Here is a 23,810-nt window from a genome sequence, read left to right on the forward strand (position 1 = left end):
CGAGTCAAGAGATTCCCGCCGGCATGCTCGGCGACTTCCCCAAGCGTCCGGACGGCGAGGGGAGCGTCCAGGTCCAGCTCGACCCGGACATTCGGATCGATACCGCGAAGGTTTTTGCCGTCTACGGTAAGGGTGGGATCGGGAAGAGCACGACCTCGTCGAACCTCTCGGTGGCCTTCTCGAAGCTCGGCAAAAGGGTCCTGCAGATTGGCTGTGACCCGAAGCACGACTCGACCTTCACCCTCACCAAGTGTCTGGTGCCGACGGTCATCGACATCCTGGAATCGGTGGATTTTCACGCCGAGGAGCTGCGCCCCGACGACTATGTCTACGAAGGCTATAACGGCGTGATGTGCGTCGAAGCCGGGGGTCCGCCTGCCGGGACCGGCTGCGGCGGCTATGTCGTTGGTCAGACGGTCAAGCTTCTCAAGCAGCATCACCTGCTCGAGGACACCGACGTGGTGGTCTTCGATGTGCTCGGTGACGTGGTCTGCGGCGGGTTCGCGGCGCCCCTGCAGCATGCCGAGCGGGCCCTGATCGTGACGGCGAACGACTTCGACTCGATCTTCGCGATGAACCGCATTGCAGCCGCGATCCAGGCGAAAGCAAAACACTACGGGGTGCGGATCGGCGGCGTGATCGCCAATCGCAGCGTCGAGACCGACGAGATCGATCGCTTCAATGCCGCGGTCGGTCTCAAGCGGCTCGCCCATCTGCCGGATCTCGATGTCATTCGGCGGAGCCGCCTGAGAAAGTCGACCCTGTTTGAGATGGACGACGCCCCCGGCCTGGCGGCCGCCAAGGACGAGTATTTGCGACTCGCCGCGATGCTCTGGGAAGGCACCGAGCCGCTGGCGGCGGAGCCCATGCGCGATCGCGACATCTTCGACTTCTTAGGGTTCGATTGATGGCTAACGGGTCGTATCAGGAGCGCCGCTCGCAGATCGAAACCTATTTCGATCGCACTGCTGCCGACGCCTGGACCAAGCTTACCTCCGACGCCAAGGTCAGCCGGATTCGGGCGACCGTGCGCGCGGGCCGCGAGGAGATGCGTGCGACCCTTCTCGATTGGTTGCCGTCCGATCTCTCGGGCAAGCGCCTGCTCGACGCCGGGTGCGGGACCGGGGCCTTGGCCTTGGAGGCGGCGTGGCGTGGCGCCGAGGTCCTTGCGATCGATGTGGCACCGACCCTGATCGAGATCGCGCGCGAACGCACGCCGGCGAACTTGGGTCCCGGGTCGGTGCGGTTCGAGGCCGGCGACATGCTCGATCCGGCCCATGGCCGATTCGACCACGTGGTCGCCATGGATTCGTTGATCCACTACGTCCCCTCGGATGTCGTGAGGGTGCTTGCCGAGTTGGCCGGGCGAGCCAGCCACTCGATCCTGTTCACCTTCGCGCCAAGGACGGCTGCCCTTGCGCTGATGCACGGCGTCGGCCGGTTCTTTCCGCGGGGCAACCGTGCGCCCGCAATCGAGCCGGTTTCCGGCCATGCCTTGCGAGAGCTGATTGCGGCAGAGCCGCGCCTCGCAGGCTGGCAGACGCGGCGGACGAAACGGATCGCGGTTGGTTTTTATACGTCGCAGGCACTGGAGTTGGTGCCGTTATGAGCAGTCGAGTGTCGTGCTTCGAGACTGCCGCCCGGATGCCCCGGTGCGCGTTGATGCGATGCGCGTGCGCCCCCGGGGTGCTGTCGGCCCGGCGTTGGCCGGCGCTTTCATTGGCCAGGGGGGTTTCTATCACAGCGAGATCCAGAGCATCTTCTGCCACGTTGGTCGCCATTGTCCCGCACGTCGCTCCCCCGAACGAGCTCGGTCTGTGGTGGTCATCGCGCTTCGGCCTGGCCGGTCCAACCGGCTAGCCATTTGTCCTACGGAGGTCACACCATGTCAGCAGCCATCACCAGCTATGTCGACGTCGCCCAGCTCGTGCTCTACGTCTTCTGGTTCTTCTTCGCCGGGCTGATCTTCTACATCCGTCGTGAAGACAAGCGGGAGGGTTATCCGCTTGAGTCCACTCGCGGCGGTCAGATCAAGATCGTCGGCTTCCCGCCGATGCCTGAGCCCAAGGCATTCGTGTTGCCGCACGGCGGTGGCACCGTGTATGCCCCGCGTGCCGAGGCGCCCGCCAAGGTCAACGCGACACCCGCACTCCCCTACCCGGGCTCCCCGCTGATCCCCAACGGCGATCCGATGCTCTCCGGCTTTGGACCGGGCGCCTCTCCGGATCGCGAGAAGCACACGGATCTCACCTTCGAAGGCGCGCCCAAGATCGTCCCGCTGCGGGTCGCGACCGACTTCTCGATCGCCGACAAGGACCCAGATCCGCGCGGGATGACGGTCGTCGGTTGTGACGGCGAGGTCGGGGGTACGGTGACCGATGTCTGGGTGGACCGGGCGGAGCCGCAGATCCGCTACCTGGAGATGCAGGTCGGCAAGGGTGGCAAGAATGTGCTGTTGCCAATCAACTTCACCCGTTTTGACAAGAAAAACCGGCAGATCAATGTCAAGTCGATCCGCGGCAAGCACTTTGCGAACGTCCCGGGTTTGGCGAAGCCGGATCAGGTCACGCTCTACGAAGAGGACAAGATCTGCGCCTACTACGCGGGCGGGCATCTGTACGCGACGGCGGATCGCTCAGAGCCTCTGTTGTGAGGGAATATGACTTCGAGCCCGTTCGAGGCTTGCCCGAGCATCTCCCCCCCGGTGAGGAGATGCTTTGGCAGGGTGCGCCGCGCTGGACCACCTTGGCGCGGCGTGCCTTTCATGTCGGGACCGTTGCCCTCTATTTCGGCTTAATTATCCTGTGGCGGGTCCTCGCGGACCTGTCCACCGGCGAAGCCCTGGCCACGGTCGTGGTCGGGGCACTCTGGATGCTTCTGCTCGGGCTCGTCGCCATCGGTGCCCTCGCACTCCTCGCCTTCGCGATGGGTCGTTCCACGGTCTACACCATCACGTCCCGTCGCGTGGTCATGCGTTTCGGGGTCGCCCTGCCCATGATCGTCAATTTCCCCTTTGCCCAGATCCGATCCGCTCAGATGAAGCGCTATCTCGACGACACCGGGGACATTCCGCTGGTGCTGGCCGAGTCTGCGCGGGCCTCGTATCTGGTCCTGTGGCCGCATGTCCGTCCCTGGCACTTCACTCGCCCGCAGCCCATGCTCCGGGCCATTCCGGACGTCGCCAAGGCCGCCGAGATCCTGTCCAATGCGCTCGCAGCCTTCGCCGCTCAGTCCGAGAGTCCCTTAGAGCAGCTTGAGGAGCGGCCGGGGCAACATGCCGCGTCGAGCGCTGCGCCGTCATCCTGATGAGGTTGAGCCTTGAGTGAGTTTCACGATCGCCCCTTTCCTCGGGGCGTCTTGATCGCAGTGGCGTCCCTGATCGGTTTTACGATCTTGGCAATCGCCGTCGCCCGGCTGTCCGGCTTCGATCCAAGCCAGGGCCCTCGGCCTGCCGAAGTCGCGGGCCGCGACCTGCTTTTCATCGAGATCGGGCAGGGCGAGCTGGCCGTGCATGACGCCGCCAGCGGGAGCTTGTTGGAAACCCTCCCAGCCGGAGAGGACGGTTTCATTCGAGGCGTACTGCGGACCTTGGCACGCGAGCGCCGGATACATGACGTCGAGCCCGACGCGCCCTTTCGACTGAGTCTCCGGGAAGACGGGCACGTCACCCTGGAAGACCGCACGACTGATTTCTTCGTCGACCTCAAGGCCTTCGGCGCGACCAACGAAGCGGCCTTCGGGCGGTTCTTGTCCCCGCTGCCGGCAGTGCAATGAGGCGATGCCCCGCCATGCCAAGGCTGTGCCTTGCCCCAGCCTTTGCTCCTCCCGAGTGAGCGAAGCCACCCCTGAATGGGGGCCTGCCTGCTATCATCACGATCTGCGACCGCTCCGCCTTGGGTCCGGCGCAACGACGCGCGCAATAGGCGTCTCGATCGCGGCACCGGCCGTCCGGTCGGCCACCGCCGGCGATGCGGATCTCCTCGTCGGACCGGGGCAGGATGACGTTGCAGGGCGCGCGCCGCAACCGGTCCACTCGATCTGGCGACGGCAATCGACGCGGGTCGGGTCCCCGGTCCGCCACCCGCCCGCCGGCCTCGGCCGCGAACGACCGATCAACGCCGTCTCACTGGGGGTCGCCGCCTGCCGGCCGGCATCGGCCAGAGAATAGGGCGCAATTCATGCTCGAATACGGTTTCCCTGTCCTGTATGCGCTCGGACTCTGGTGGTTCAGCACCGGGCTCGTGCTCTATCTGGATAATCTCCCGGGGCGGACCTTTGGATGGACGATGTTGGGCGGCGCCGCAGTCTTGGCTGTCGCCCTGTTCGCGCTGGTCGTCAGCAGCACGTCCACATCACTGATCGCGGCCTATGTTGCCTTCACCTCGGGCGTCACGGTCTGGGGCGTCTTGGAGATGAGCTACTTCACCGGGTTCGTCACTGGTCCGCGCAAGACACCGTGTCCCCAGGGTTGCTCGGGTTGGAGACGCTTCGGCCTGGCGATCCTGACGAGTCTCTACCATGAGCTGGCCGTGCTCGCGGCGGCCGGCTTCCTCGTCCTGATCTCCTGGGGTGAACCCAATCAGGTTGGCGCTTGGGCCTTCGTGATACTCTGGCTGATGCGCTGGAGTGCCAAGCTGAACCTGTTCCTCGGCGTTCCCAACCTCAACGACTGGCTGCCGGATCACCTCGCCTATCTCAAGACGTATATGCCGAAACGCAGCATGAACCTCTTGTTCCCGGTTTCCGTGACACTGCCGACGGTCATCGTAGTGCTGCTGGCGTCCCAGGCGTTGGGTCCGGACGCGCGCGATTTTTCGTCCGTGGGTCTGATCCTGGCTGCAACCCTCTTGGCCCTCGGCATCCTCGAGCATTGGTTGCTGGTGCTTCCACTTCCCGATGAGGCCCTGTGGGCCTGGGCGCTGCCGCCTCGCGACAGCGAGGCGGGCAACGACCCGGAGACTTCCGTTCCCGAGACGCTGGGGCAGAAGACGATTGCGCTGCGGCAAAGGGCCGCCTTCCGGGCAATATCGAAGACCGCTCGCATGCGTGAGTCCGGACCGGGGAATCGGGTCGGGTCGGTCCCTGGCGGTTGACGCCCGACCGCGAAGCGGCCGCTTGACGGTCTGGCCTTTGATTCGGTCGCGATGCTGGACTAGGCTTGATGCCGGGATTGGCACTGCGGGGCAGCGCGCGACAGGACCGGCTCGAAATCGATACCCGCCTTGACTCGAATCATATCGAGTTGCTCAGGAATCAGCTACCGTGCAGGGAAGTGTGCGCGGGTTGATGGCGCGACGATCCACCCGACTCCCGAATGAGCGAGCTTGAGGCTGCAGGACAGCGGCTCGGCGCAAGGGTGCAACCGGCTAGCCGGATGCTGAGAGCCGATGTCGGGATTGACCCGGTCTCACTCATGATCAGACAGAAGCGGCTGCGCTGGCCTGGTCGGCTTCGCGTTTGACCCGTTCTTGAGGAATTCTCATGCGAATATTGATGATCCAGCCAAACTATCATTGCGGTGGTGCGGAGATCGCGGGAAACTGGCCGCCTGGTTGGGTGGCATATATCGGCGGCGCCCTCAAGCATGCAGGTATGACGAATGTGCGGTTCGTCGATGCCATGACCTATGACTTCTCCGACGACAAGCTGCGCGAGATCATTCGGGTCAACAAACCGGATGTCGTCCTCGCGACCGCCATCACCCCTCAGATCTATAAGGCGCAGACCACGCTCCAGATCGCGAAGGAAGAGCTGCCCGATGTGGTCACCGTCCTGGGCGGCATTCATGCGACCTTCATGTACACCCAGGTCTTCAGCGAGGCACCCTGGATCGACTACATCGTGAGAGGCGAGGGGGAGGAGATCGCGGTCGCGCTGCTGAAGTCGATCGAGGAGGGCACACACCTCAAGGACCGCAAGCGCATCTGGGGGATCGCCTACATCGACGACGACGGTCAGGTCGTCGCGACCCCCGCCCGTCCGGTGATCGAAGACCTCGACACCTTGACGCCCGACTGGTCCTTGCTTGACTGGGACAAATACATCTACACACCGCTTAACTGCCGGGTCGCCGTACCCAACTTCGCGCGCGGCTGCCCCTTTACCTGCCGGTTCTGCTCACAGTGGAAGTTCTGGCGCAAGTATCGACACCGTGACCCAAAGAAGTTTGTGGACGAGATCGAGACCTTGGTACGGGACTACAACGTCGGCTTCATGATCCTCGCGGACGAGGAGCCCACGATCTTCCAGAAGAAGTTCGTCGCTCTCTGTGAGGAGTTGATCAAACGGAATCTTCCGCTCTACTGGGGCATCAACACCCGCGTGACCGACATCATGCGTGACCGTGAGCTCTTGCCCTTGTATCGCAAGGCCGGTCTGGTCCATGTCTCGCTCGGGACCGAGGCGGTCTCCCAGTTGAACCTCGACACCTTCCGCAAACAGACAACCGTCGAGCAAAACAAGCTTGCCGTCCAGCTCCTGCAGAAAGCCGGGATCGTGGCGGAGGTCCAGTTCATCATGGGTCTCGAGAACGAGACGCCTGAGACCATCGAGGAGACCTACCAGCTCGCCCAGGACTGGAAACCCGACATGGCGAACTGGAACATGTACACGCCCTGGCCGTTCGCCGAGCTCTTCGAGGAACTCGGCGACAGGGTAGAGGTGCGCGACTACTCCAAGTACAATTTCGTGACGCCCATCATGAAGCCCGAGGCGATGACTCGAGAGCAGGTGCTGAAGGGCGTGCTGAAGAACTACGCGCGTTTTTACATGCGCAAGAGCTTCTTCGAGTATCCCTGGATCAAAGATAAGTTCCGCCGACGTTACATGCTCGGCTGCCTGAAGGCCTTCGCGAAGACGACCGCGTCCAAAAAGTTCTACGACCTGGAGCGGCTCAAGATGAAGGGCATGTCCGCCGAGGTGGATCTGGGTTTCGACGCGTCAAAGGTCCTGACCGTCGAAGAGATCGCGCAATTGAAGCGCGATCGCCCCGACCTCGCCGCAGATATGAATTTCAAGGGTACCCCGGTCAAGATCGTCGCCTGCGGTGCACCGGATGAGCTGCAGGTTAGCGAATCTGATCTGCCGATCAGCGCGGCGGTCTCGAAGCCCAAAATGACAGCAGTCCAACCTGATTAAGCGGGTCGAAGACATGGCGCCTCGATTGCCTTCCAGTCTGCCGCTCGAGCTGCTCGATCGATTCGCGCAGCTGCCCCCGCCGCTGGGGTGCGCGTTGCCCACCTCGCGGCTGGCCGGCGATGCGGCCTTTTGTGATGCCCATTACAAGGAAGCACTCGTCGGGCTGAGCTCGCGTCCGCAAGAGCCTTTGGCTGTCTACGTGCACGTGCCCTTCTGCCACGTGCGCTGTCTCTATTGTGCCTGCAACACCACCATCACGCACAGTGAGGAGAAGGTCGACCAGTACCTGGATGCGTTGGATCGCGAGATGGCGCTGGTCACCGACGTGCTCGGGCGGGGAAGGTCGGTCGCTCAGCTCCACGTCGGTGGGGGTACGCCGAATCACCTCAACGAGCCTCAGCTCGCGCGCTTGATGGAGATCGTCGAGCGGCACTTTTCCCTCTCGGACCAGGCCTGCACCTCGATCGAATGCAATCCACGTCGCACCTCGGCGGGTCAGCTCGATCTCCTCTACGGGCTCGGATTCCGGCGGATCAGCTTCGGTGTGCAGGATCTCAACGCGGACGTACAAAGAGCCATTGGCCGGGTGCAGTCGTTGGATATGGTCCGCGACGTCTTCCTGACCGCGAGGGAGACCGGGTTCGAGACCATCAACCTCGACCTTGTCTACGGTCTGCCTTTCCAGACCGCCGGGAGCTTCCAGGCGACCCTCGATCAGATCGTGGCGCTTGGCCCCGATCGAATCGCCTGCTTCAGCTATGCGCATGACCCGGCGAGCCGTCCGCACCAGCATGCGATCAGCGCGGACCACCTTCCTTCCGCCACCAAAAAGCTTGCGCTGTTCCATCAGGCGGTTCAGTCATTTTCGGCAGCGGGTTACCGTTGGGTCGGCCTAGACGTGTTCGCGCGGGAAACCGATGAGCTGACCAGCGCCCAGGACGAGCGACGCTTGTACCGCAATGCGATCGGCTATACGCCCATGCCTGCAAGACAGGTGCTCGCGTTTGGCCCAAGCGGGATCGGAGAGGTGTGCGGGACACTCGTGCAGAACCAACCCGACCTCAAGGCTTGGCAGCGCTCCGTCGTTGACGGCATTCTGCCGGTGGCCTGGGGCCTTCGCTTAAGCGAGCGCGATCGGCGGCGTCGCGAGGCCATCCTCTACCTCATGTGTAACCTGGAGCTGCCTGCCACCTCCGCGCAGGGGCTCGAAAGCGAGTATGAGAGCCTCTGCCGCAATGCCGGTTACGGCCTGCTCGAAGTGACGGATGACGGTGTCCGCGTGACGCCAGAAGGTCGCTATCTCCTGCATGGCTTGTGCGTCGAGCAGGACGCCTCCGTCGATTGGGGCAGCACCCAATGGCGGGCGACGGCTGGGTCTTGAGCGGGTCCGCGGGCACCGGGCCCGTCAGCGCGCGTGTTGGGCCCAATGCCGTCATCCGTATCGCCGAGGCCTTGGAGCGGGATCGCGGCCAGGACGCGGTGGCCCAGGTGTTCCAGGCGGCCGGTTTAGGCCGCTATCTGGATCAGCTGCCTGAGCAGATGGTCGACGAGGGCGAGGTGACGCGCTTGCAGACAAGTCTGCGCACGCATCTCGGTATCGGCGAGGCGCGCCGTGTGTCGTTCGACGCTGGGCTGCGCACCGGGGATTATCTGCTTGCACACCGGATACCGCGCCCGGTCCAGCGTCTGCTTTCGATCCTGCCCGCCCGCTTGGCGAGCCGGCTGCTGATTGCGGCCATTCGCCGTAATGCCTGGACCTTTGCTGGGAGTGGCGCCTTCGACGGTCAGCCGGGCAACCCGACCCGGCTGTTGGTAACCGACGGCCCGATCTGCGGTGATGCGCGGGCCGATCAGCCGCTCTGTGATTTTTATGCCGGGAGCTTTGAGCGATTGTTCTCCCGGCTTGTTCATCCGCGTGCCCGCGTCAGCGAGATCGCCTGCCAAGCCAACGGCGCCGAGTCCTGTGTGTTCGAGGTCCGCTGGTAGCGCTGCTCGACCCGCCGTCGATCCGGTCCCAGCCGGTCACGCGCATGGTGCCCCGCGCCGCCGTGACCTCTTCAGACCCGGTCCGACCGTCGTCGCCGGTCGGCGTCGATGGGGTCCCGCGGTGTTCGCCGATCGCGCGTTCGCGCGTGCCTCGGCGTTGCAGCGGCAGGGCGTGGAGCCCGGACAGGCCGTGCTTTGCCCCGATACGCCAACCCCGGAGGTTGTGCTGATGGCCCGCGCTCTGGCGCGGCTCGGCGCGGCGCTGTTTCCCTATCGCGCCGGACTGAGTGGCGGCGCGCTGTCGGCCCTGGCCGCCGCCACGGGTACCGAGTGGCGTTGGTGTGCCGTGTCCGAAAAGCTGATCAGTACCGGCCGGCGACCGGTGCCCCCACCGCCCGGAGATCCGCCGCTGGCCCTCCTGGTCCGGACCAGCGGCAGCAGCGGGGCACCCAAGGTCGTGATGCTGACCCCGAGCAACCTGGCTGCCTCCGCCGCAAGCGTGAACGGCCGCGTGGGTCTCGGGGCCGGCGATGTGTGGCTCTGCTGCCTTCGATTGAGCCACATCGGGGGGCTCGCGATCCTTTATCGCTGTGCACTCGCGGGCGCAACCCTGGTGCTCCATGAGCGTTTCGATGCCGCGGTGGTTGCGGACGACCTGCGTAGACATTCCGTGACCCATGTCTCCCTGGTGCCGCCGATGCTGGATCGGCTGCTGGCGGAGGGGGCCTCGCCTCCGCCGACGTTACGCGTCGTCCTGGTGGGCGGCCAGGCGCTGGGTCCGGCGTTGGCCGAGCGCGCGCTCGCCGCGGGATGGCCGCTCTTTCTCACCTATGGGATGACCGAGGCGGCGTCCCAGCTCGCCACCTCCCCACAGGCGATCGAACGGATCCCGAGAGGCGGTGTGGTCGGTCCTCTCCTCCCGGGTGTCCAAGCCGAGGGTGTCGGGGTTGTTGACGGCGTTGGCCGCCTGCGGTTCCGTGGACCCATCGTGATGGCCGGCTATGCCAATCCGCAACGGATCCTTGGCCAGGGGCTCGTGAACGGTTGGCTGGAGACCGACGACCTTGGAAGGGTGGGAGAGGACGGGGTGCTGAAGGTCATCGGACGTCACGACGATGTCCTGGTGATCGGTGGCAGCAACGTCTCCGTTGCCCGGGTCGAGGCGCTGCTGGGCGCCGCTCCGGGGGTCTCGGACGTCGCGGTGGTAGGGCTCGAAGACCCGATTTGGGGCCATCGCCTCGTCGCGGTCTACTGCGGTGCCCTGGATGAGTCATCGCTCCGGGGCTGGTGTGAGCAGACCTTTTCGGGCGCCGATCGCCCGAGGGCCTTCAGACGCGTCCCCGAGCTCCCCCTTCTCGATTCCGGGAAGCACGACCGTGGGGCGATTCACGTCCTGGCGCAGGCGGCCTTGCTCACCTGAGTGCCGCGTCGGCGTGCCCGGCGCCCCACCGGCATGACCTGTCCATGGGTGCTTGCGGGTGACCGTCCGGTGAAGCCGGGCCGCAACGTCCGGTCAGGCGTCCGCCGGGGGGCGGCTGGTCAGCTGCTGCGGCTCTATCCGAGCGCCGCGTCGACCTGTACCATCGGCTCCTGCGGTGGGCGCCCGGGCAGCCTCGGCGAGGGGTTGCTCCGCGGCACGGCTTCGCCCGCTCATGAACGGCCAACAGGTCAAACAACCGGAGGCAGGCAGATGAACCCATTCGATCTTCTAGGTGCTTTGATGCAGACCGGCGCGTCCCCAACCTCGGGCAACCGAATGGGCAACATTCTCGGTCAGATGATGGGGGGAGGCGCGCCGTCCGCAGGACCCCAGGGGGCCGGCATGCTCGACATGCTCACCAAGATGGCCGGCTCGATGCTTGGCGGCGGTCAGGGCGGGACGCCGTCCCCCGGTCTGGGCCAGGGGATGGGGCCGGGCTCTGGGGGTGGCGGTGGCTTGCCGGTGGACATTCTCAAGCAGTTGGCCGGGGCGGTGCTCGGCGGCAGCAAGCCAGCCGTTGGCAATGCGGGCGCGGGAGCAGGCTCCATGGCCCTCTTCGGCATGTTGGCCGCCCAGGCACTCGAGATGGCCAAGGGCATGCTTGGCGGGGGTCAGCAGGCCCAAGCCGGCAGCCTTCCGAAGATCCAGTTGGATGATCAGGCGGCCGTACTCGCCGGTGTGCGCCCGCCCCAGACGCCTGCGGAAGAACAGCAGTTGATGGACGTGGCCACCCTGACCATCAAGGCCATGATCAGTGCCGCCAAGGCCGATGGGCGGGTGGATGAGGAGGAGACACAGCGTCTGATCGGCAAGCTCGGCGAGGGCGGGATCTCGGAGGAGGAGCAGCGTTTCGTGGCCAAGGAGATGCAAAGGCCGCTCGACCTCGACAGCCTGGTCAGAGCCGTCCCCAATCAGCAGGTCGCGGCGCAGATCTACACCGCCTCGCTGATGGCGATCAACCTCGACACGGATGCCGAGAAGCGCTACATGGCGGACCTTGCGGATAAGCTCGGGTTGAATCCGCAGGTCGTCTCGTTCCTGCACACTACGGTCGGGGTTGCCTGATGTCACATCCGGTGGACGCCGGGTCGGTTGAGGGCCGACTCGAAAGCCACCGATTGGGGCGGACGGATGCGGGCGGCGGCGTGCCGCCCGCAGGGCGCACGACCTGGGAGCCTGTCTGACTCGAGGCCGATCTACTGCGCCGGCGGGAGAGCGGGCCATATCCGCCCGATGTCTCGTTGACATAGACCCACGATGCGCCTCAACTTCGGTCGAATCTGTCCTCGCTCCCCCACTCGGCTCGCGACGATCGCTCACGTCCGACAGGCTCCTAGCCAGCCGATTTGGGGATACGGATCTTCTGGCCGGGGAAGATCAGGTCCGCGTCCTTGATGACCTCTCGATTGGCCTCGAAGACGCGGGGATAGGCGTTGGCGTCTCCATAGAAGCGCTTGGCGATCGCCGAAAGGGTGTCGCCCTTCTCGATGACATAGTATTCCACCTCCGCGGTCTGCGGAGGTGCCGTGACCTGGTCGGCCTTGACCTCCCCCACCCCCTTCACGTTACCGGCCAGGAGGACCGCCTTCTCCAAGGCATCCGGGCTGTCTGCATCACCGCTGAGCGAGACCACGCCGTCCTCGTAGCTGACATTCAGACCGCTGATTCCCGGGTTGTCCCGCTCGATCTCTTCCTTGATCTTGTCGCTGGCCTCGGCGTCATTGCCGAACAGTTTCTTGCCGATGTCTTTGGCGAAATCGAAGAGTCCCATGGTGTTCTCCGGTGTGCTTGCAGGCCGTGGCCGCTCCGTTGGATGGTCTTCGGCGAAGCCTTACACAGGGTCGAGGCAAATAGCCATGGCTGGCGAAGACGGTTCCATCGGGTCGGGCGTCGGCGTATAGGCGATGGTGCCGCAAGAACACGTCCCTGCGCCCTTGCGAGCCTCCATTGAGTGTGCTGAGGGCGGGCGAAGTCTCAACTAAACATGGACTTGATGCGGTCAATGGAGTCTTTGACGCCGACCTTCAGCTCCGCCCACTTCTCCTCCGCCTCGTCCTTGATGGTCTCCCACTTGTCGTCGGCGGCATCCAGGATTTCCTGGCGGCGCGCGGCGCCCTCCTCCCACTTGGCCTTCAGCGCGGCGATCTGCTCATCGACTGACTCCCTCGCGTCTTCTGACACCTCACCCGCCTTGTCGCGCAGGTGGGCCAGGTCGGACTCCCACTCATCGAGCTGAGCCTTCAACTTCGCCAGATACTCGTCTTTCGTTGGCATGGCACGGGTCCTCTATAATCAACGGACGCTCTCGAACAAGACGCCGGCCCCGGCCGGCGCGGTATTATCGTCCCAAGGTCGGCATTCGGTCTACCTGGCCGCGTCCGCTGTTGCGGCGCTGCCCCCAACCCCGGCCTCGGGTGCTTGCCCGACGGATGTGGTCGAGGCGGACGGCGCATGCGGTCGATCGTGCGGCGTCGACCAGGGCCGATCCATGGGCGGCGTTCGGCAGATCGAGACCTGCCCGGCCGCCGAACATCCCTTCGCCCGATGACCCGCGCGCGCGTCCGACTGAACCTGGAGACCGCCTTATGAGCACCCTGATCCCCCGTTGGGAGTGGCGCACCTTCGGCGCCGATCTGGGTACGGCCGGGTCCAGGCTCAGCCTGCTCGCCCGCGGTGGCGGCCCTGCGTCGGAGGTGCAGGCGAGCGACGAGATCTATCTGCTGTCCGCCTTGGGTGACGCCAACGTCAAGGTCCGGGGCGGGCTTGTGGAGATCAAGGGGCTGGAGCAGACCGACGCCGATGGCCTGGAGCAGTGGCGCCCGCTCCTGAAGGCCAGTTTCCCGCTCTCAGCGGAGACGGTCGTCCGGGTCTTCGCCGCCCTGGGGCTCGCGGCGCCCGCACTCACTCGCCCCCGCTACACCCTCGAGGAGCTCCTCGAGGAGTTGGTCGACCCGGAGCCGAGTCTGCGGGCCGTGCCCGTCCACAAGGCCCGGACGCGCTATCAGGTCTCTGGCGGGATCGTGGAGCTCACAAACGTCGCCGCGAACGGCCGGACGATCTGGACGCTCGCGGTGGAGTCGGCAGATCCTGCTGCCGTCATCGCGGCCGTAACTGAGCTGGGGCTCACCGCGGCTCCGAATCTGAGCTACCCCCGGGCACTCAGGGGCTTGGTCGGACTGGGTCCGGACCCCGTCGCCGCGGGAGGTGGGACGCTGCGGGTCGCGGTCATCGACGTGGGCACCAACTCGGTCAAGTTTCACATCGGGGAGCGCGACGGGGCGGGGCATTGGCAACGGGTGCTCGACCGGGCGGAAGTCACCCGACTCGGCGAGGGACTGCGCGAGACGGGGGAGATCACCCCCCAGGCTCAGCGGCGCACCTTGGAGGCCATCTGCGCCATGGTGGCCGAGGCGGGTCGCGAGGGAGCGGACGCTGTGGTGGCCCTGGGGACCATGGGCCTGCGCATCGCCCGCAACAGCGATGCCTTCATCGCCGCCGTGCGCGAGCGCTGCGGGGTCGGGATCGAGGTCATCGACGGAGAGACGGAGGCGCGGCTTGCCTATCTTGCCGTGGAGGCGGGCGTGGGACTGCCGGATGGTGCAGTCACCGTGTTCGAGACGGGCGGGGGGAGTACCCAGGTCACCATCGGTCAAGGCGGCCGTATCCGCGCGCGTTTCAGCCTGGACGTCGGGGCCGTGCGGCTGACCGAGCAGTTCGCTTTGGATCGGGCCGCGCCAAGAGAGACCCTGGGCGCGGCGCTCGCAGTCATCGCCGGAGATCTCGATCGGCTCGACGGAGAGCCGCCGCCCGACATGCTCGTGGGTATGGGCGGGGCGGTCACGAATCTGGCCTGCGTGAGCCTCGGCATGACCCGGTACGACCCCGACCGTGTCCAGGGGGCAATCCTGACCCGTGAGGAGGTCGAGCGCCAGATTGCGCTCTATGCGGGGGTCGATGGCCACGACCGCCGCAGGATCCATGGGCTCCAGCCAGGGCGCGAGTCAATCATCCTTGCGGGCGCACTGGTTGTTCTGACCCTCATGGACAAGCTTGGAAAAGACCGACTCTCGGTCAGTGACCGGGGACTTCGTCACGGGGTGTTGATCGAGCGGTTTTCGGTCTAAGATCCGCCAGCGGGGCAACGCCGGTGGCGATTCCAGGCCCGTTGCGGCACCCAACGGCCGCCGGTCGTTGCGGGCGCTCTCACTCCGGCGCGGTGGTCGATCACGATGACCGCAAGTCGACGGTCGCGTGCTCGGGTGCGCCCTGCTTGGGGGGCACGACCGCGACGTCGAGGGCCACCGTCGGACTTGTCTGATCGGCTTTTCGTAACGAAACAGCGCTATTAAGAGTGCCCCGCGGCCCCGATCGCCGCGGCTTATCATCAATAAGACGTCAATGCCAGGCCGGCCGGGCCGCGACCGGCCTACGGGAGGATACTATGAGCATCACCGACACCACTGCTGCCGAAGCGACTGCCAATGCCACCGCCATCGCGACACCCATGAAATACCTGGAGAAGGCGATGGACAGCCTGCACGACCTGGGCTTGCTCCCCGCGGAGGGTGATCGGGAGGTGGAGCCCATCGTTGCGCTGTTGAATCAGATCTCCACACTGGACGAGGCCCGCGTGACCGCGATCGCCCGCACCCTGAACCAGGCATCGCTGTTCAACGATGTCGTGCGGCAGCAGGTCCAGGCCATGGAGATCGGCGAGCGCTATGAAGACATCACCAACGCATTCAACAGCATCCGCGACGACGCCAAGACCATGGTGGATCAGATCGAGGACGGCAAGCTCGACACCTTCGAGCGCCTTGGCAACGTCTGGATGAAGGTCACCCGCGGCGACATCGCGACCCGTTTCGACAAGATCAAGGACACCTATCTGGATGTGACCGCTGCGACCAACGATCAGATTCAAAGGGAGCAGAAGATCTTGGAGTCCTATCAGGACTTCCGCGGCGCCCTGAAACAGTCGGAGGTGCTGGCCCTCGAAGTGCTCGGCACCGCCCAGGCGCGCCTGGATGCGGCGAAGGCAGCCGTCGACGAGGCGATGAAGCTCGTCGAGGCCAATGTGTCCCAGGAGCCGGCGGAGCGCGCCCGCCTCGAGCTGGCGCGGGACGAGAAGGTCCGGGACCTCCAAATGGAGGAAAAACGTTACCAGATCGCAAAGGATCTGTCCGACAACCTGACCGTGTCCTATAACACCTCCGAGGTGGTGATGGCGCGCCTCCTGCAGACGACCAATGCCAAGGAGCGGGTCTACGCACAAGCGGTGAGCTTTTTCAGCACCAACGAGGTGGTCCTCACGGCACTCTCCGCATCCTTCACCGGCATGTTCGGCCTCCACGAGGGCACCCAGACGGTTGAGTCGATGAAGGAGGGCGTCAGCGAGTCACTGGAGGTCCTGGCGGATATCGGCGGCAAGGTCCAAGAGGCGGCGGTCAGGGCCGGCTACGGGCCGACCATTCGGGCCGACTCGGTCAAGAAGCTCGTCGATTCCGTGGTCAGCTGGCAGACCAAATCCCACGAGATCATCGAGGAGATGCGCCAGCAAAGCACCCGGAACGCCAATGAGATCCGCGACGCGGTCGAGGACGGCAAGCGCAAGCTCGCGCGCCTCGCCGAGGAGGGCAAGGGCCTCGAGCTGCAAGTGCAGTCATGAGTGCGGAGACGGCCATTGAGACCGGGACGGCAACCGCAGCCGCCAGCGCGGTTGGCTCCCAGCCGCTCGACGACGTGATGCTCGCGATGGACGTGGTGGACACCCTCAGACGCCGCGAGCGCATGGTCGCGAAGGAGCTGGATGAGGTGGGGCGCGAGGAGGACCTCAAGGAGCGCCTCCGCAAGATCTATGCGGCTCAGGGAATCGAGGTGCCTGATCACGTGATCGAGCAAGGGGTGGCGGCCCTCAAGGAGGGTCGCTTCACCTACCAGCCGCCGCCGAGCTCACTCGGAACCCGGCTCGCCCGGATCTATATCGGGCGGGGAGCTTGGGGAAAATGGGTCGGTGGCATCGCCGGTGCGGGGGTGCTCGCCGGGGCGGTCAACTATGTTGCCTTCGTCGCCCCGGAGGCGGCGCTGCCGGAACAGCTGGCCCAGACCCACGCGGAGGTGGCGGCACTCGCCAAGACCGACCAAGCCCGTGAGACCCTGGACCGTTTTTTCAATGCCGGGCGGACCGCACTGCGCAACGAGGACAAAAAGGGGGCACGCCTGGCGCTCGACCAATTGGAGGCGGCCCGGGTCAGCCTGGAGCAGGAATATACGGTGCGGATCGCCAACCGCCCGGGTGAGCGGAGCGGCGTCTGGCGCATCCCGGATCTCAACGCCGAGGCGCGCAATTACTACATCATGGTCGAAGCGGTGGATCCGACGGGGCGGGTGCTCAGGTTGCCGATTCAGAACGAGGAGACGCGAGAGACCGAGACCGTCGACATCTGGGGGCTGCGGGTGGATGAAGCCACCTTCCAGGCGGTCGCCCGAGACAAACAGGACGACGGCATCATCGAGCGCGACCGCTTCGGGTACAAGGCCCGCGGCGAGCTGGTGCCGCGCTACGAGATCGAAACCACGGGTGGGGCCATCACCCGGTGGTGACCTCCGGTCGCCGGCGAAGCCAAGATATATCGCGGTGCGGATGCGACGTGAACCGGCGGGTCGCTCACTGCGCGCCGGCGACTGCAGACCCGGACCGCGACGGAGATAGCGAATGATTTCCGGCAGACAGACCCTGGCCAGCATCGATCAGGCAGTGACCCGCGCCCGCGACACCGCTGCTGCAGTCGAGTCACAGATCGAGGCGGTCAACCAAAAACTGGCGCAGCAGCGCCAGGCGCAGGCCGAAGACTATAAGGAGCTTGCGCGGCTGCGATTGGGCCAACTCGTCGACACGAACCTTGTCGAGCACCTGGACCAGTCGGAGCGACAGGTGTTGGCGCTTCTCGCGCAACGCCAGGCGGCGCTGACCGATCTCCAAGAGCAGATCCAGCGTGCGGAAGCCGGGCTTCAGACCCTCGAGTCCGAGCGCGCCGCCCAGGCCGCCCTGGTTGACGGCGCGGCCCAGGCGGTGGACTCCGCCGAGGCCCGGACCCAGGCCCGTCTGGACGCCGAGCCGGCCTATCAGGCTCAGCGCGAGCGTGCCCGGGCGGCCGAGCGCAAGGCGGCGCACGCGGACGAAAAGGCCACGCGCAGTGAGGCAGAGCGCGAGGAAAAGGGTGCCTCCTACCGGGCCGATCCGCTCTTCATGTATCTGTGGAATCGCCGATTCGGTCAACCCGATTACAAGGGCTGGTTTCTGACCCGATGGCTGGACGCGAAGGTCGCCCGTCTGATCGGCTTCACCGACGCCCGCGCCAACTACGCGCGTCTCAACGAGATTCCTGAGCGCCTGCGCGAGCACGCCGCCGGGCTCAAGGCGGCGGCCGAATCCGAGTTTGGGGCGCTGAAATCGTTGGACGAGACCGCCCGGATCGAGGATGGTATCCCGGCCCTCGATGCACGGCTCGCCGATCAGCAGGCCAAGCTCGATGCCGTCGATCAGCGCATCGCCCAAGCCGAGGCGGACCACCAAGAGTTGCAGGCGCGCAAGGCGTTGTTTGCGAGGGGTGAGGATAAGCACACCAAGAACGCCCTGGAGTTCCTGGCCGCTGAATTCCAACGCGACGACCTGATGGAGCTGCGCCGGGAGGCGCTGGTGACCCCCTTCCCTGAAGACGACCTGGTCGTCGCACGCCTCTTGCAGCGCGAGGACGAGCGCCGCCGATTCGATTCCGCTCTGCAAGGTTTGAGGGAGTCGCTCGCCCAGCACCACCGTCGTCTCAATGAGCTCGAGGCCCTGCGGATCGACTTCAAACGCAACCGTTACGATCGTGCCGGCTCCACCTTTGGGGACGACGCGATGATCGCCATGATGCTGGGGCAGTTCTTGAACGGTGTCCTGGACCGCCAGAACCTCTGGCGCATCCTGCAAGAGCAGCAACGCTACCGGCCGGAGCGATCCGACCCGCGTTTCGGCTCCGGCGGATTCGGCCGCGGAACGGTTTGGGGCGGTGGGATCGGCGACCTCCGGGACCTGGGCGACATCGTCGGCGGCTTCGGTCGCGGCGGCGCCCGAGGCGGTATCGGGGGCGGGCGCTTAGGCGGAGGCCGGGGCAGCAGCGGCGGCGGTTTTCGCACCGGGGGCGGCTTCTGAGCCCCGACTCGACCCCTATCCTCCGCTGAGCCTGCGGTAAAGCTCGAGGTATTGGCCGAGGATCACATCCGGGCTGAACTCTCGCTCGACCCGAGTCTGCCCGTGGGCCGCCAGGCTCTGCGCCAGCGCGGGATCTTCCAGCACCGTGCGGATCCCGAAGGCAAGCCCGGGCGCATCCGCGCAGGGGACTGTCCAGGCGTCCTCGGCGTGGCGCACGATCTCGCGGGCCCCGCGGAACTGCGCCGTCACCAGGGGCTTCTGCCAGGCCCAGGCCTCGAGGATGACATTGCCCAACGGCTCCTCGTCCAGCGACGGGAAGACCACCAGGTCCGCCATCTGAAGATAGGGTGCGGGGTCCTTCTGCCATCCGCTCCAGAGAATGCGCCGATCCTGACCGACCTGGATCGCCTGCCTCTGGAGGCTCGGACCCAAGGGGCCGTCGCCGACGATCAGCAGGCGCAGCGACCTGCCGCCGATGCGCTCCGGCAGGCGCGCCATGGCCTCGATCAGGTGGGTGTGTCCCTTGAACCCCACGAGACGGCCCAGTGCGACCAGGACCCAGGCATCCTCCGGGATCGCATGCGCGGCGCGGAGCTCGCGCACGCGGTCCCCCGCAACCGTGCGCATCGGGTCGGCGAAGTTGTAGATGTGGTAGACCCGCTCCGCCGGAAGACCGTTGCGGATCATCCAGTCGCAGAGCCCTTTGGTATTGCCGATCCAGCCGTGGGCGTGTCGAAAGGGGCCGAGTGCATAGTAGCCGCCGAGCCGCGCGAGATGGACCGGTCCGCTCGATCGACCCAGGCGCGTCAACCGCGTCGCGCGCCCCATGTAGGTCTGGACGATCTGCGGTCGGACGCGGTGGATCGTGCGTGCGACGGCGTCCCGGGAGAAGGGGTCCCAGGTCGTGCGATAGGGAAGCCGATGGACCTTGAGGGATCCGTACTCGAGACCGTCTAGACCGCTGCCGAGGCGAATCGCCAACTCGATGGGGACCCGGCGCTCGGCGAGCGCGAGGCTGAAGCGGATGGCCCATCGCTCGGCGCCGCCGAGCGCCTTGCTGGCGACCATTTGCAGGCTGGATGGTTGGGACATGGATGACTATGATCGGTGCGTCGCGGTCGCGAGCAGGCGGGGGTCAGCCGCGCGCATTCGCCGGCGAGACATGCGGACACCCGGGTGAGCGATCGCTCCGGCCACGCGGCGCCCGCACCCGGGTCTGCTTCACCCTACCGCTTTCCGGACGGGCTGTCACGGTTGACCGGCGGGGTGGCGGCGGGTCATCCCTGCAGCTCATGATAGACGGCGAGGTTGCCCTCGACCATTGTATCGACCGAGAACTCGCGCGCCATCAGGGCCTGTCCGCCGGCTCCCAGTGTGTGCCGGAGCTCCGGGTCGGTGATCAGCCTGTCGATGGCCTCGCGCAGCGCCAGCGTGTCGCCCGGTGACACCAGCAACCCGTTCTCCCCGTCACGCACCGCCTCCGGGATCCCGCCGACGCGGCTCGCGACGATCGGTACACCGGCGCTCGCAGCCTGGAGCAGCGAGACCCCGAGCCCCTCCATCCGTGCCGGGTGGACCACCAGGTCCAGGCAGGCCAGCAGATCGGTCAGGTCGTCGCGGAAACCGACCAGCCGAACCCGTTGCTCCAGGCCGGCCCGCGCGATCTGCTCGCGCAGTGGCTCGGCAAGCGGCCCCTGTCCGAAAAACAGGGCATGCAGGCGCGGGTGGCGCTGCATCAAGGGGGGGAGCGCCTCGAGCAGGTCCCCGTGTCCCTTCCGCGGGATCAGCTGGGCGATGACGCCGATCACGAGCGCCTCCTCCGGCAGCCGCAGCCGGTTGGAGAACATCCGGCGCGCGCAGGGCCGCGCATACGCGGCCCAGTCGACCGCGCTGCGCACGAGCCTCAGCTTCGCCTCGGGCAACCCCTCGGCGAGCAACACCTTGCGGATCCCCTCCGAGATGACCACCACCCGATCGTAGAGACGATACTTGACCGCCACCCAGGGCCGTGGCTCGGGGTTATCGACCCGGCGTGTATGGATGACGGGTACGCCACTCAGACGTGCCGCGATGCCACCCATGACGTCGGCGCCGATGCGACTGTGCAGATGGACCAGGTCGGGGTGGCCCGCCTGGATAAGGCGCCTGAGGCGAATAATCATCGGCAGGTCCAGGTCACCGCCCATCGGGAGGCTATGGACGGCCGAGAAAGGCGTCGCCGCCGCGCTCAGGGCGCAGCCTTCCGGGCAGGCGAGCAGGTTGTCATGGCCTCGCGCCGCGAGTCCGCGCAGCAGATGCAGCACCTGGTAGGCGCCGCCGTACAGGTGACGACCACCCTCGACATGGAGGATCTTCAAGGAGTGCACCCAATCACCAGGCGCGCCGCGTTCAGCACCTCATCGACCGTGACGAGGTGCATACAGGTGAAGGCGCCTTCGCAGGTGGGGCGACGTTTACAGGGCGAGCAGTCGAGCGGGTGATAGAGCACGCGTGCGTTTGCCCGGTCGGTGTCCAGATAGGGGCGGGTGGAGCCGAACAGCAGCAGGCTCGGGGTGCCGAATGCGATGCCCATATGCCCCAGGCCGGTGTCGACACCGACCAGCAGGGCGGCGCGTGCGATCAGCGCCGCGGCCTCGGCAAGGCCCGTTTCGCCCGTGAGGTCGACCAGCGGGCCATCGGCCGCGTCGCGAATCCGTGCGGCCGAATCGCGCTCTGCCGGGCCGCCGAGCAGCACGGGCGTCAGGCCGAGCTCGCGATCCAGGCGCACCGCGAGCTCGGCCCAGCGCTCCTCGACCCAGTGTTTCTGGGGACGTGTGGTGAAGGGGCAGAGCACCGCGTAGCCTTCGACCAGATCCCGGTCCGCGATGACCCCAGCCGCGAAGCTCGCCTCGGCCTCGCCGAAATGAATCCCCATCCTGAAGTCGCCGGCCGGAAGTCCAAGGGTCTGCGCCAGATAGAGATACTCGGAGCCGATGCGCCCGGGATCGCCCCCCCGCGGGATGGTGCGGGTCATCAGCCAGCGGCTGCCCTCGCGAGAGCCGAGACCGATCCGCTCGCGAGCGCCCGAAATCCAGGTCAGGACGCCGCTCTTGAGCAGTCCCTGCAGGTCGATCGCGAGGTCGAAGCGCCGCGCCTTGAGGTTGGCTTGAAGCGCGCGGATGCCAGCCCAGAGCGCGCGCAGTCGGCCCGTATGCCAGAGCCGGCGCCAGTGGCCGAGTGGGCAGACGATGATCTCGTCCAGGTCCGGGTGCTGGTCGAGCAGGCCCCGGTACTCCGGCTGCACCAGCCAGGTGATGCGGGCCTGCGGGTAGGCTCGCCGCAGGGTCGCGATCAGCGGCGAGGCGAACACGATGTCCCCGATGGCCGAGAGCCGAACCAGAAGGATGTTCACGCGTCGCCCCGTCCGGGCGGCGCAATCAGCCATGCGAGACGGAAGCTGTAGGCGCCACCGGCGAAGAGGATCCAGAAGAACATCCAGTCGCTGCGCACCACCCGGTAGTTGAACAGGTTCCAGACGAGGACGCAGCCCAGACTGACCGCGAAGAGTGCGCACATGTCGGCGGGGAGTCGCCCCGTCCGGCATTCGCGGCGGCTCGAGCGGACCAGGGCCCAGAGGAGCGCGAAGGCCAGGGCGAGCCCGACGGCCCCCAGCTGCACCGCCGTCTCCGCATAGCTGTTGTGCAGATGCGGGAGCCAATTGACGTTGTCCAACAGTGCTTCGGGCCGTCCGCTCGTCGCGATCAGCTCGCGGCTCGAGCCCGCGCCCCACCCGAGCCAGGGGCGTTCGAGCCATTTCTCGTAGGCGAACTGGAGCGCATTGACACGCAAACCGACCGGGTCGGCGGCGACCTCTGAGACATCACCCTGTATCACCTGCCGGAGCGTCTCCGTCTGGTCGCTCAGACGCACCCCGATGGTCTCCCACTGGCTCATCAGGACACCGGCGAGCGTGCCTGCGACAAGCAGGAGCGCAAGCCGGCGCCGGGGGTGATCCCCCGATGCCGCCGACCCCGGCTGCGTGCGCCATTCGAGTAGCAGCAGGATCCCCGTGCCCGCGACGAACCCGAGCCAGGAGCCGCGCGATTGCGACAGCAGCAGCCCCTCCAGCATGATCAGCAGCCAGACCGCCCACAGGGCAACCCGTGCTCCGAACCAGGGCCCGCGCTCCGCCGCGCCCCAGAATGCCCGCCGGGTTGCGAGCAGGCCGAGGGCACCCAGCCCAGCGAACATCCCGAAGGCGATCGAAGGGAGATACGCATCGAATCGGGTCGTGAAGAAGTCCGCTCCGAAGGTCGCCCAGTCGATCTTGCGAAAGGTGCCGAGCGTGAAGCCCAGGAGCGCGAGCAGCAGGACGCGGCGGAGCCGCTCGTGACGGCCCCCAATCCAGTAGGCGAGCGGGACGAAGAGCAGCAGCTTGAGCCAGTCGCTCCCGTGGTCGAGGACGGTCGCGGCCTCGTCGGGGGTCGCGGCCAGGAGATAGAAGGCGAGGCTGTGCAGGGTGACGTAGACCCCGAAGGCGCACGCCAGCATGGCGACGGGGTCTCGGATGAGACGGCCCCAGGCGTTGAAGCGCAGCAGGAAGGCCAGGACCGAAAGAACCAGACCGAGGGTCGCCGGGGTGATTCCGAGCAACGCGAATGAGGCGAAGACATAGACGCCGAAGAGTCCGGCGCGGGACCACCAGTCGGTGATCCCCTCGCTCAGCGGCGGGGCGGGCAGGTCGGGCAAGGCTGTTATCTCATGCGGAATCGGGCGTTCGGGGTTGACTCGCGACGCGTATGATACGCGGGATGGGCGTCCTGGTCGTACCCGGCACGCCCGACCGGCTGCAGCTGAGGCGCCGGCTCACTCGAGCCGCGATCAGGCCAAGCAGGCAAAGGATTGCTGCCAGGTCCGGGTCGGGCCGCGGAACGCCGCCTAAGCAGATGCTGATCAATGGCCCTCCTGGCCATCACCAGCTCGCCTTCCGCGGGGCGCGACGCTCGGAAGGCTCCATGTTCAGACACCGAG

At 66.2% G+C, this 23,810-nt stretch carries 21 protein-coding genes; 15 read left to right on the forward strand and 6 right to left on the reverse strand.

All coding sequences use genetic code 11. The features are described from left to right. Nucleotides 1–23: 23 nt before the first annotated feature. The 11 genes from bchL (at nt 24) to LJE61_RS05585 (ending at nt 11,668) form a co-directional block, all read left to right on the forward strand. On the forward strand, nt 24–908 hold the full coding sequence (gene bchL / locus LJE61_RS05535; protein WP_519972665.1) for a ferredoxin:protochlorophyllide reductase (ATP-dependent) iron-sulfur ATP-binding protein: 885 nt from the start codon (nt 24–26) through the stop codon (nt 906–908). Continuing rightward, nucleotides 908–1,609: a magnesium protoporphyrin IX methyltransferase gene (gene bchM / locus LJE61_RS05540; RefSeq protein ID WP_296913265.1), complete on the forward strand. Its 702-nt coding sequence runs from the start codon at nt 908–910 to the stop codon at nt 1,607–1,609. The genes bchL and bchM overlap by 1 nt, the downstream gene beginning before the upstream one ends. A 276-nt stretch (nt 1,610–1,885) precedes the next feature. After that, on the forward strand, nt 1,886–2,653 hold the full coding sequence (gene puhA, locus LJE61_RS05545; protein WP_296913263.1) for a photosynthetic reaction center subunit H: 768 nt from the start codon (nt 1,886–1,888) through the stop codon (nt 2,651–2,653). Between the two features lie 29 nt (nt 2,654–2,682). Beyond that, nucleotides 2,683–3,306, forward strand: a complete 624-nt coding sequence (gene puhB, locus LJE61_RS05550) for a photosynthetic complex putative assembly protein PuhB (RefSeq protein ID WP_519972957.1) — start codon at nt 2,683–2,685, stop codon at nt 3,304–3,306. A gap of 12 nt (nt 3,307–3,318) precedes the next feature. After that, a complete protein-coding gene (gene puhC / locus LJE61_RS05555; protein WP_296913258.1) occupies nt 3,319–3,774 on the forward strand; it encodes a photosynthetic complex assembly protein PuhC in 456 nt (151 codons plus the stop codon). Nucleotides 3,775–4,178: 404 nt separating this feature from the next. Then, nucleotides 4,179–5,093 carry a putative photosynthetic complex assembly protein PuhE gene (gene puhE, locus LJE61_RS05560; RefSeq protein WP_296913255.1) on the forward strand — a complete coding sequence of 305 codons (915 nt, stop codon included), beginning with the start codon at nt 4,179–4,181 and terminating at the stop codon, nt 5,091–5,093. A 388-nt stretch (nt 5,094–5,481) separates the two neighbouring features. After that, nucleotides 5,482–7,137 (forward strand): magnesium-protoporphyrin IX monomethyl ester anaerobic oxidative cyclase, encoded by a 1,656-nt coding sequence (bchE, locus tag LJE61_RS05565; protein WP_296913252.1) that lies wholly within the window; start codon nt 5,482–5,484, stop codon nt 7,135–7,137. 13 nt (nt 7,138–7,150) lie between these two features. After that, nucleotides 7,151–8,518: an oxygen-independent coproporphyrinogen III oxidase gene (gene hemN, locus LJE61_RS05570; protein WP_296913250.1), complete on the forward strand. Its 1,368-nt coding sequence runs from the start codon at nt 7,151–7,153 to the stop codon at nt 8,516–8,518. Beyond that, nucleotides 8,479–9,123: a bacteriochlorophyll 4-vinyl reductase gene (gene bchJ, locus LJE61_RS05575; RefSeq protein WP_519972958.1), complete on the forward strand. Its 645-nt coding sequence runs from the start codon at nt 8,479–8,481 to the stop codon at nt 9,121–9,123. Before hemN ends, bchJ begins: the two co-directional genes overlap by 40 nt. After that, entirely contained in the window at nt 9,101–10,543 is a 1,443-nt protein-coding gene (locus tag LJE61_RS05580; protein WP_519972663.1) for an AMP-binding protein, read from the forward strand. The genes bchJ and LJE61_RS05580 overlap by 23 nt, the downstream gene beginning before the upstream one ends. A 270-nt stretch (nt 10,544–10,813) precedes the next feature. Further along, entirely contained in the window at nt 10,814–11,668 is an 855-nt protein-coding gene (locus LJE61_RS05585) for a tellurite resistance TerB family protein (protein ID WP_296913241.1), read from the forward strand. A gap of 268 nt (nt 11,669–11,936) precedes the next feature. On the opposite strand, the gene lysM is transcribed toward LJE61_RS05585, so the two are convergent. Next, on the reverse strand, nt 11,937–12,374 hold the full coding sequence (gene lysM / locus LJE61_RS05590) for a peptidoglycan-binding protein LysM (RefSeq protein WP_296913238.1): 438 nt from the start codon (nt 12,372–12,374) through the stop codon (nt 11,937–11,939). Between the two features lie 203 nt (nt 12,375–12,577). Beyond that, a complete protein-coding gene (locus LJE61_RS05595) occupies nt 12,578–12,877 on the reverse strand; it encodes a sll1863 family stress response protein (RefSeq protein WP_296913235.1) in 300 nt (99 codons plus the stop codon). Nucleotides 12,878–13,188: 311 nt separating this feature from the next. On the opposite strand from LJE61_RS05595, the gene LJE61_RS05600 reads away from it, so the two are divergent. The 4 genes from LJE61_RS05600 to LJE61_RS05615 all read left to right on the forward strand — a co-directional run bounded on the left by LJE61_RS05600 (nt 13,189) and on the right by LJE61_RS05615 (nt 18,800). Beyond that, nucleotides 13,189–14,727, forward strand: a complete 1,539-nt coding sequence (locus LJE61_RS05600; protein ID WP_296913233.1) for a Ppx/GppA phosphatase family protein — start codon at nt 13,189–13,191, stop codon at nt 14,725–14,727. A 317-nt stretch (nt 14,728–15,044) separates the two neighbouring features. After that, the gene (locus LJE61_RS05605) at nt 15,045–16,271 is read left to right on the forward strand and encodes an RLV_5639 family protein (protein WP_296913231.1); all 1,227 of its coding nucleotides are present in this window, start codon (nt 15,045–15,047) and stop codon (nt 16,269–16,271) included. Continuing rightward, on the forward strand, nt 16,268–17,206 hold the full coding sequence (locus LJE61_RS05610) for a DUF6384 family protein (RefSeq protein WP_296913228.1): 939 nt from the start codon (nt 16,268–16,270) through the stop codon (nt 17,204–17,206). Before LJE61_RS05605 ends, LJE61_RS05610 begins: the two co-directional genes overlap by 4 nt. A gap of 112 nt (nt 17,207–17,318) precedes the next feature. After that, nucleotides 17,319–18,800: a coiled-coil domain-containing protein gene (locus tag LJE61_RS05615; protein ID WP_296917721.1), complete on the forward strand. Its 1,482-nt coding sequence runs from the start codon at nt 17,319–17,321 to the stop codon at nt 18,798–18,800. A 15-nt stretch (nt 18,801–18,815) separates the two neighbouring features. On the opposite strand, the gene LJE61_RS05620 is transcribed toward LJE61_RS05615, so the two are convergent. From LJE61_RS05620 to LJE61_RS05635, 4 genes are all read right to left on the reverse strand, one after another. Next, the gene (locus LJE61_RS05620; protein ID WP_296913222.1) at nt 18,816–19,892 is read right to left on the reverse strand and encodes a glycosyltransferase; all 1,077 of its coding nucleotides are present in this window, start codon (nt 19,890–19,892) and stop codon (nt 18,816–18,818) included. Nucleotides 19,893–20,077: 185 nt separating this feature from the next. Continuing rightward, on the reverse strand, nt 20,078–21,157 hold the full coding sequence (locus LJE61_RS05625) for a glycosyltransferase (RefSeq protein WP_296913325.1): 1,080 nt from the start codon (nt 21,155–21,157) through the stop codon (nt 20,078–20,080). Continuing rightward, nucleotides 21,154–22,191 (reverse strand): glycosyltransferase family 9 protein, encoded by a 1,038-nt coding sequence (locus LJE61_RS05630; RefSeq protein ID WP_296913219.1) that lies wholly within the window; start codon nt 22,189–22,191, stop codon nt 21,154–21,156. The genes LJE61_RS05625 and LJE61_RS05630 overlap by 4 nt, the downstream gene beginning before the upstream one ends. Beyond that, entirely contained in the window at nt 22,188–23,528 is a 1,341-nt protein-coding gene (locus tag LJE61_RS05635; protein ID WP_296913216.1) for an O-antigen ligase family protein, read from the reverse strand. Before LJE61_RS05635 ends, LJE61_RS05630 begins: the two co-directional genes overlap by 4 nt. Nucleotides 23,529–23,810: the final 282 nt, after the last annotated feature.

The sequence above is a fragment of the Thiocapsa sp. genome (assembly GCF_022340925.1).
Lineage (GTDB): Bacteria > Pseudomonadota > Gammaproteobacteria > Chromatiales > Chromatiaceae > Thiocapsa.

Bases quoted from the DNA above. Each gene is read 5' to 3' on its own strand.
- bchL (WP_519972665.1), top strand. From the start codon at position 24: ATGCTCGGCGACTTCCCCAAGCGTCCGGACGGCGAGGGGAGCGTCCAG.
- bchM (WP_296913265.1), top strand. From the start codon at position 908: ATGGCTAACGGGTCGTATCAGGAGCGCCGCTCGCAGATCGAAACCTAT.
- puhA (WP_296913263.1), top strand. From the start codon at position 1,886: ATGTCAGCAGCCATCACCAGCTATGTCGACGTCGCCCAGCTCGTGCTC.
- puhE (WP_296913255.1), top strand. From the start codon at position 4,179: ATGCTCGAATACGGTTTCCCTGTCCTGTATGCGCTCGGACTCTGGTGG.
- bchE (WP_296913252.1), top strand. From the start codon at position 5,482: ATGCGAATATTGATGATCCAGCCAAACTATCATTGCGGTGGTGCGGAG.
- hemN (WP_296913250.1), top strand. From the start codon at position 7,151: ATGGCGCCTCGATTGCCTTCCAGTCTGCCGCTCGAGCTGCTCGATCGA.
- LJE61_RS05585 (WP_296913241.1), top strand. From the start codon at position 10,814: ATGAACCCATTCGATCTTCTAGGTGCTTTGATGCAGACCGGCGCGTCC.
- lysM (WP_296913238.1), bottom strand. From the start codon at position 12,374: ATGGGACTCTTCGATTTCGCCAAAGACATCGGCAAGAAACTGTTCGGC.
- LJE61_RS05595 (WP_296913235.1), bottom strand. From the start codon at position 12,877: ATGCCAACGAAAGACGAGTATCTGGCGAAGTTGAAGGCTCAGCTCGAT.
- LJE61_RS05600 (WP_296913233.1), top strand. From the start codon at position 13,189: ATGAGCACCCTGATCCCCCGTTGGGAGTGGCGCACCTTCGGCGCCGAT.
- LJE61_RS05605 (WP_296913231.1), top strand. From the start codon at position 15,045: ATGAGCATCACCGACACCACTGCTGCCGAAGCGACTGCCAATGCCACC.
- LJE61_RS05610 (WP_296913228.1), top strand. From the start codon at position 16,268: ATGAGTGCGGAGACGGCCATTGAGACCGGGACGGCAACCGCAGCCGCC.
- LJE61_RS05615 (WP_296917721.1), top strand. From the start codon at position 17,319: ATGATTTCCGGCAGACAGACCCTGGCCAGCATCGATCAGGCAGTGACC.
- LJE61_RS05620 (WP_296913222.1), bottom strand. From the start codon at position 19,892: ATGTCCCAACCATCCAGCCTGCAAATGGTCGCCAGCAAGGCGCTCGGC.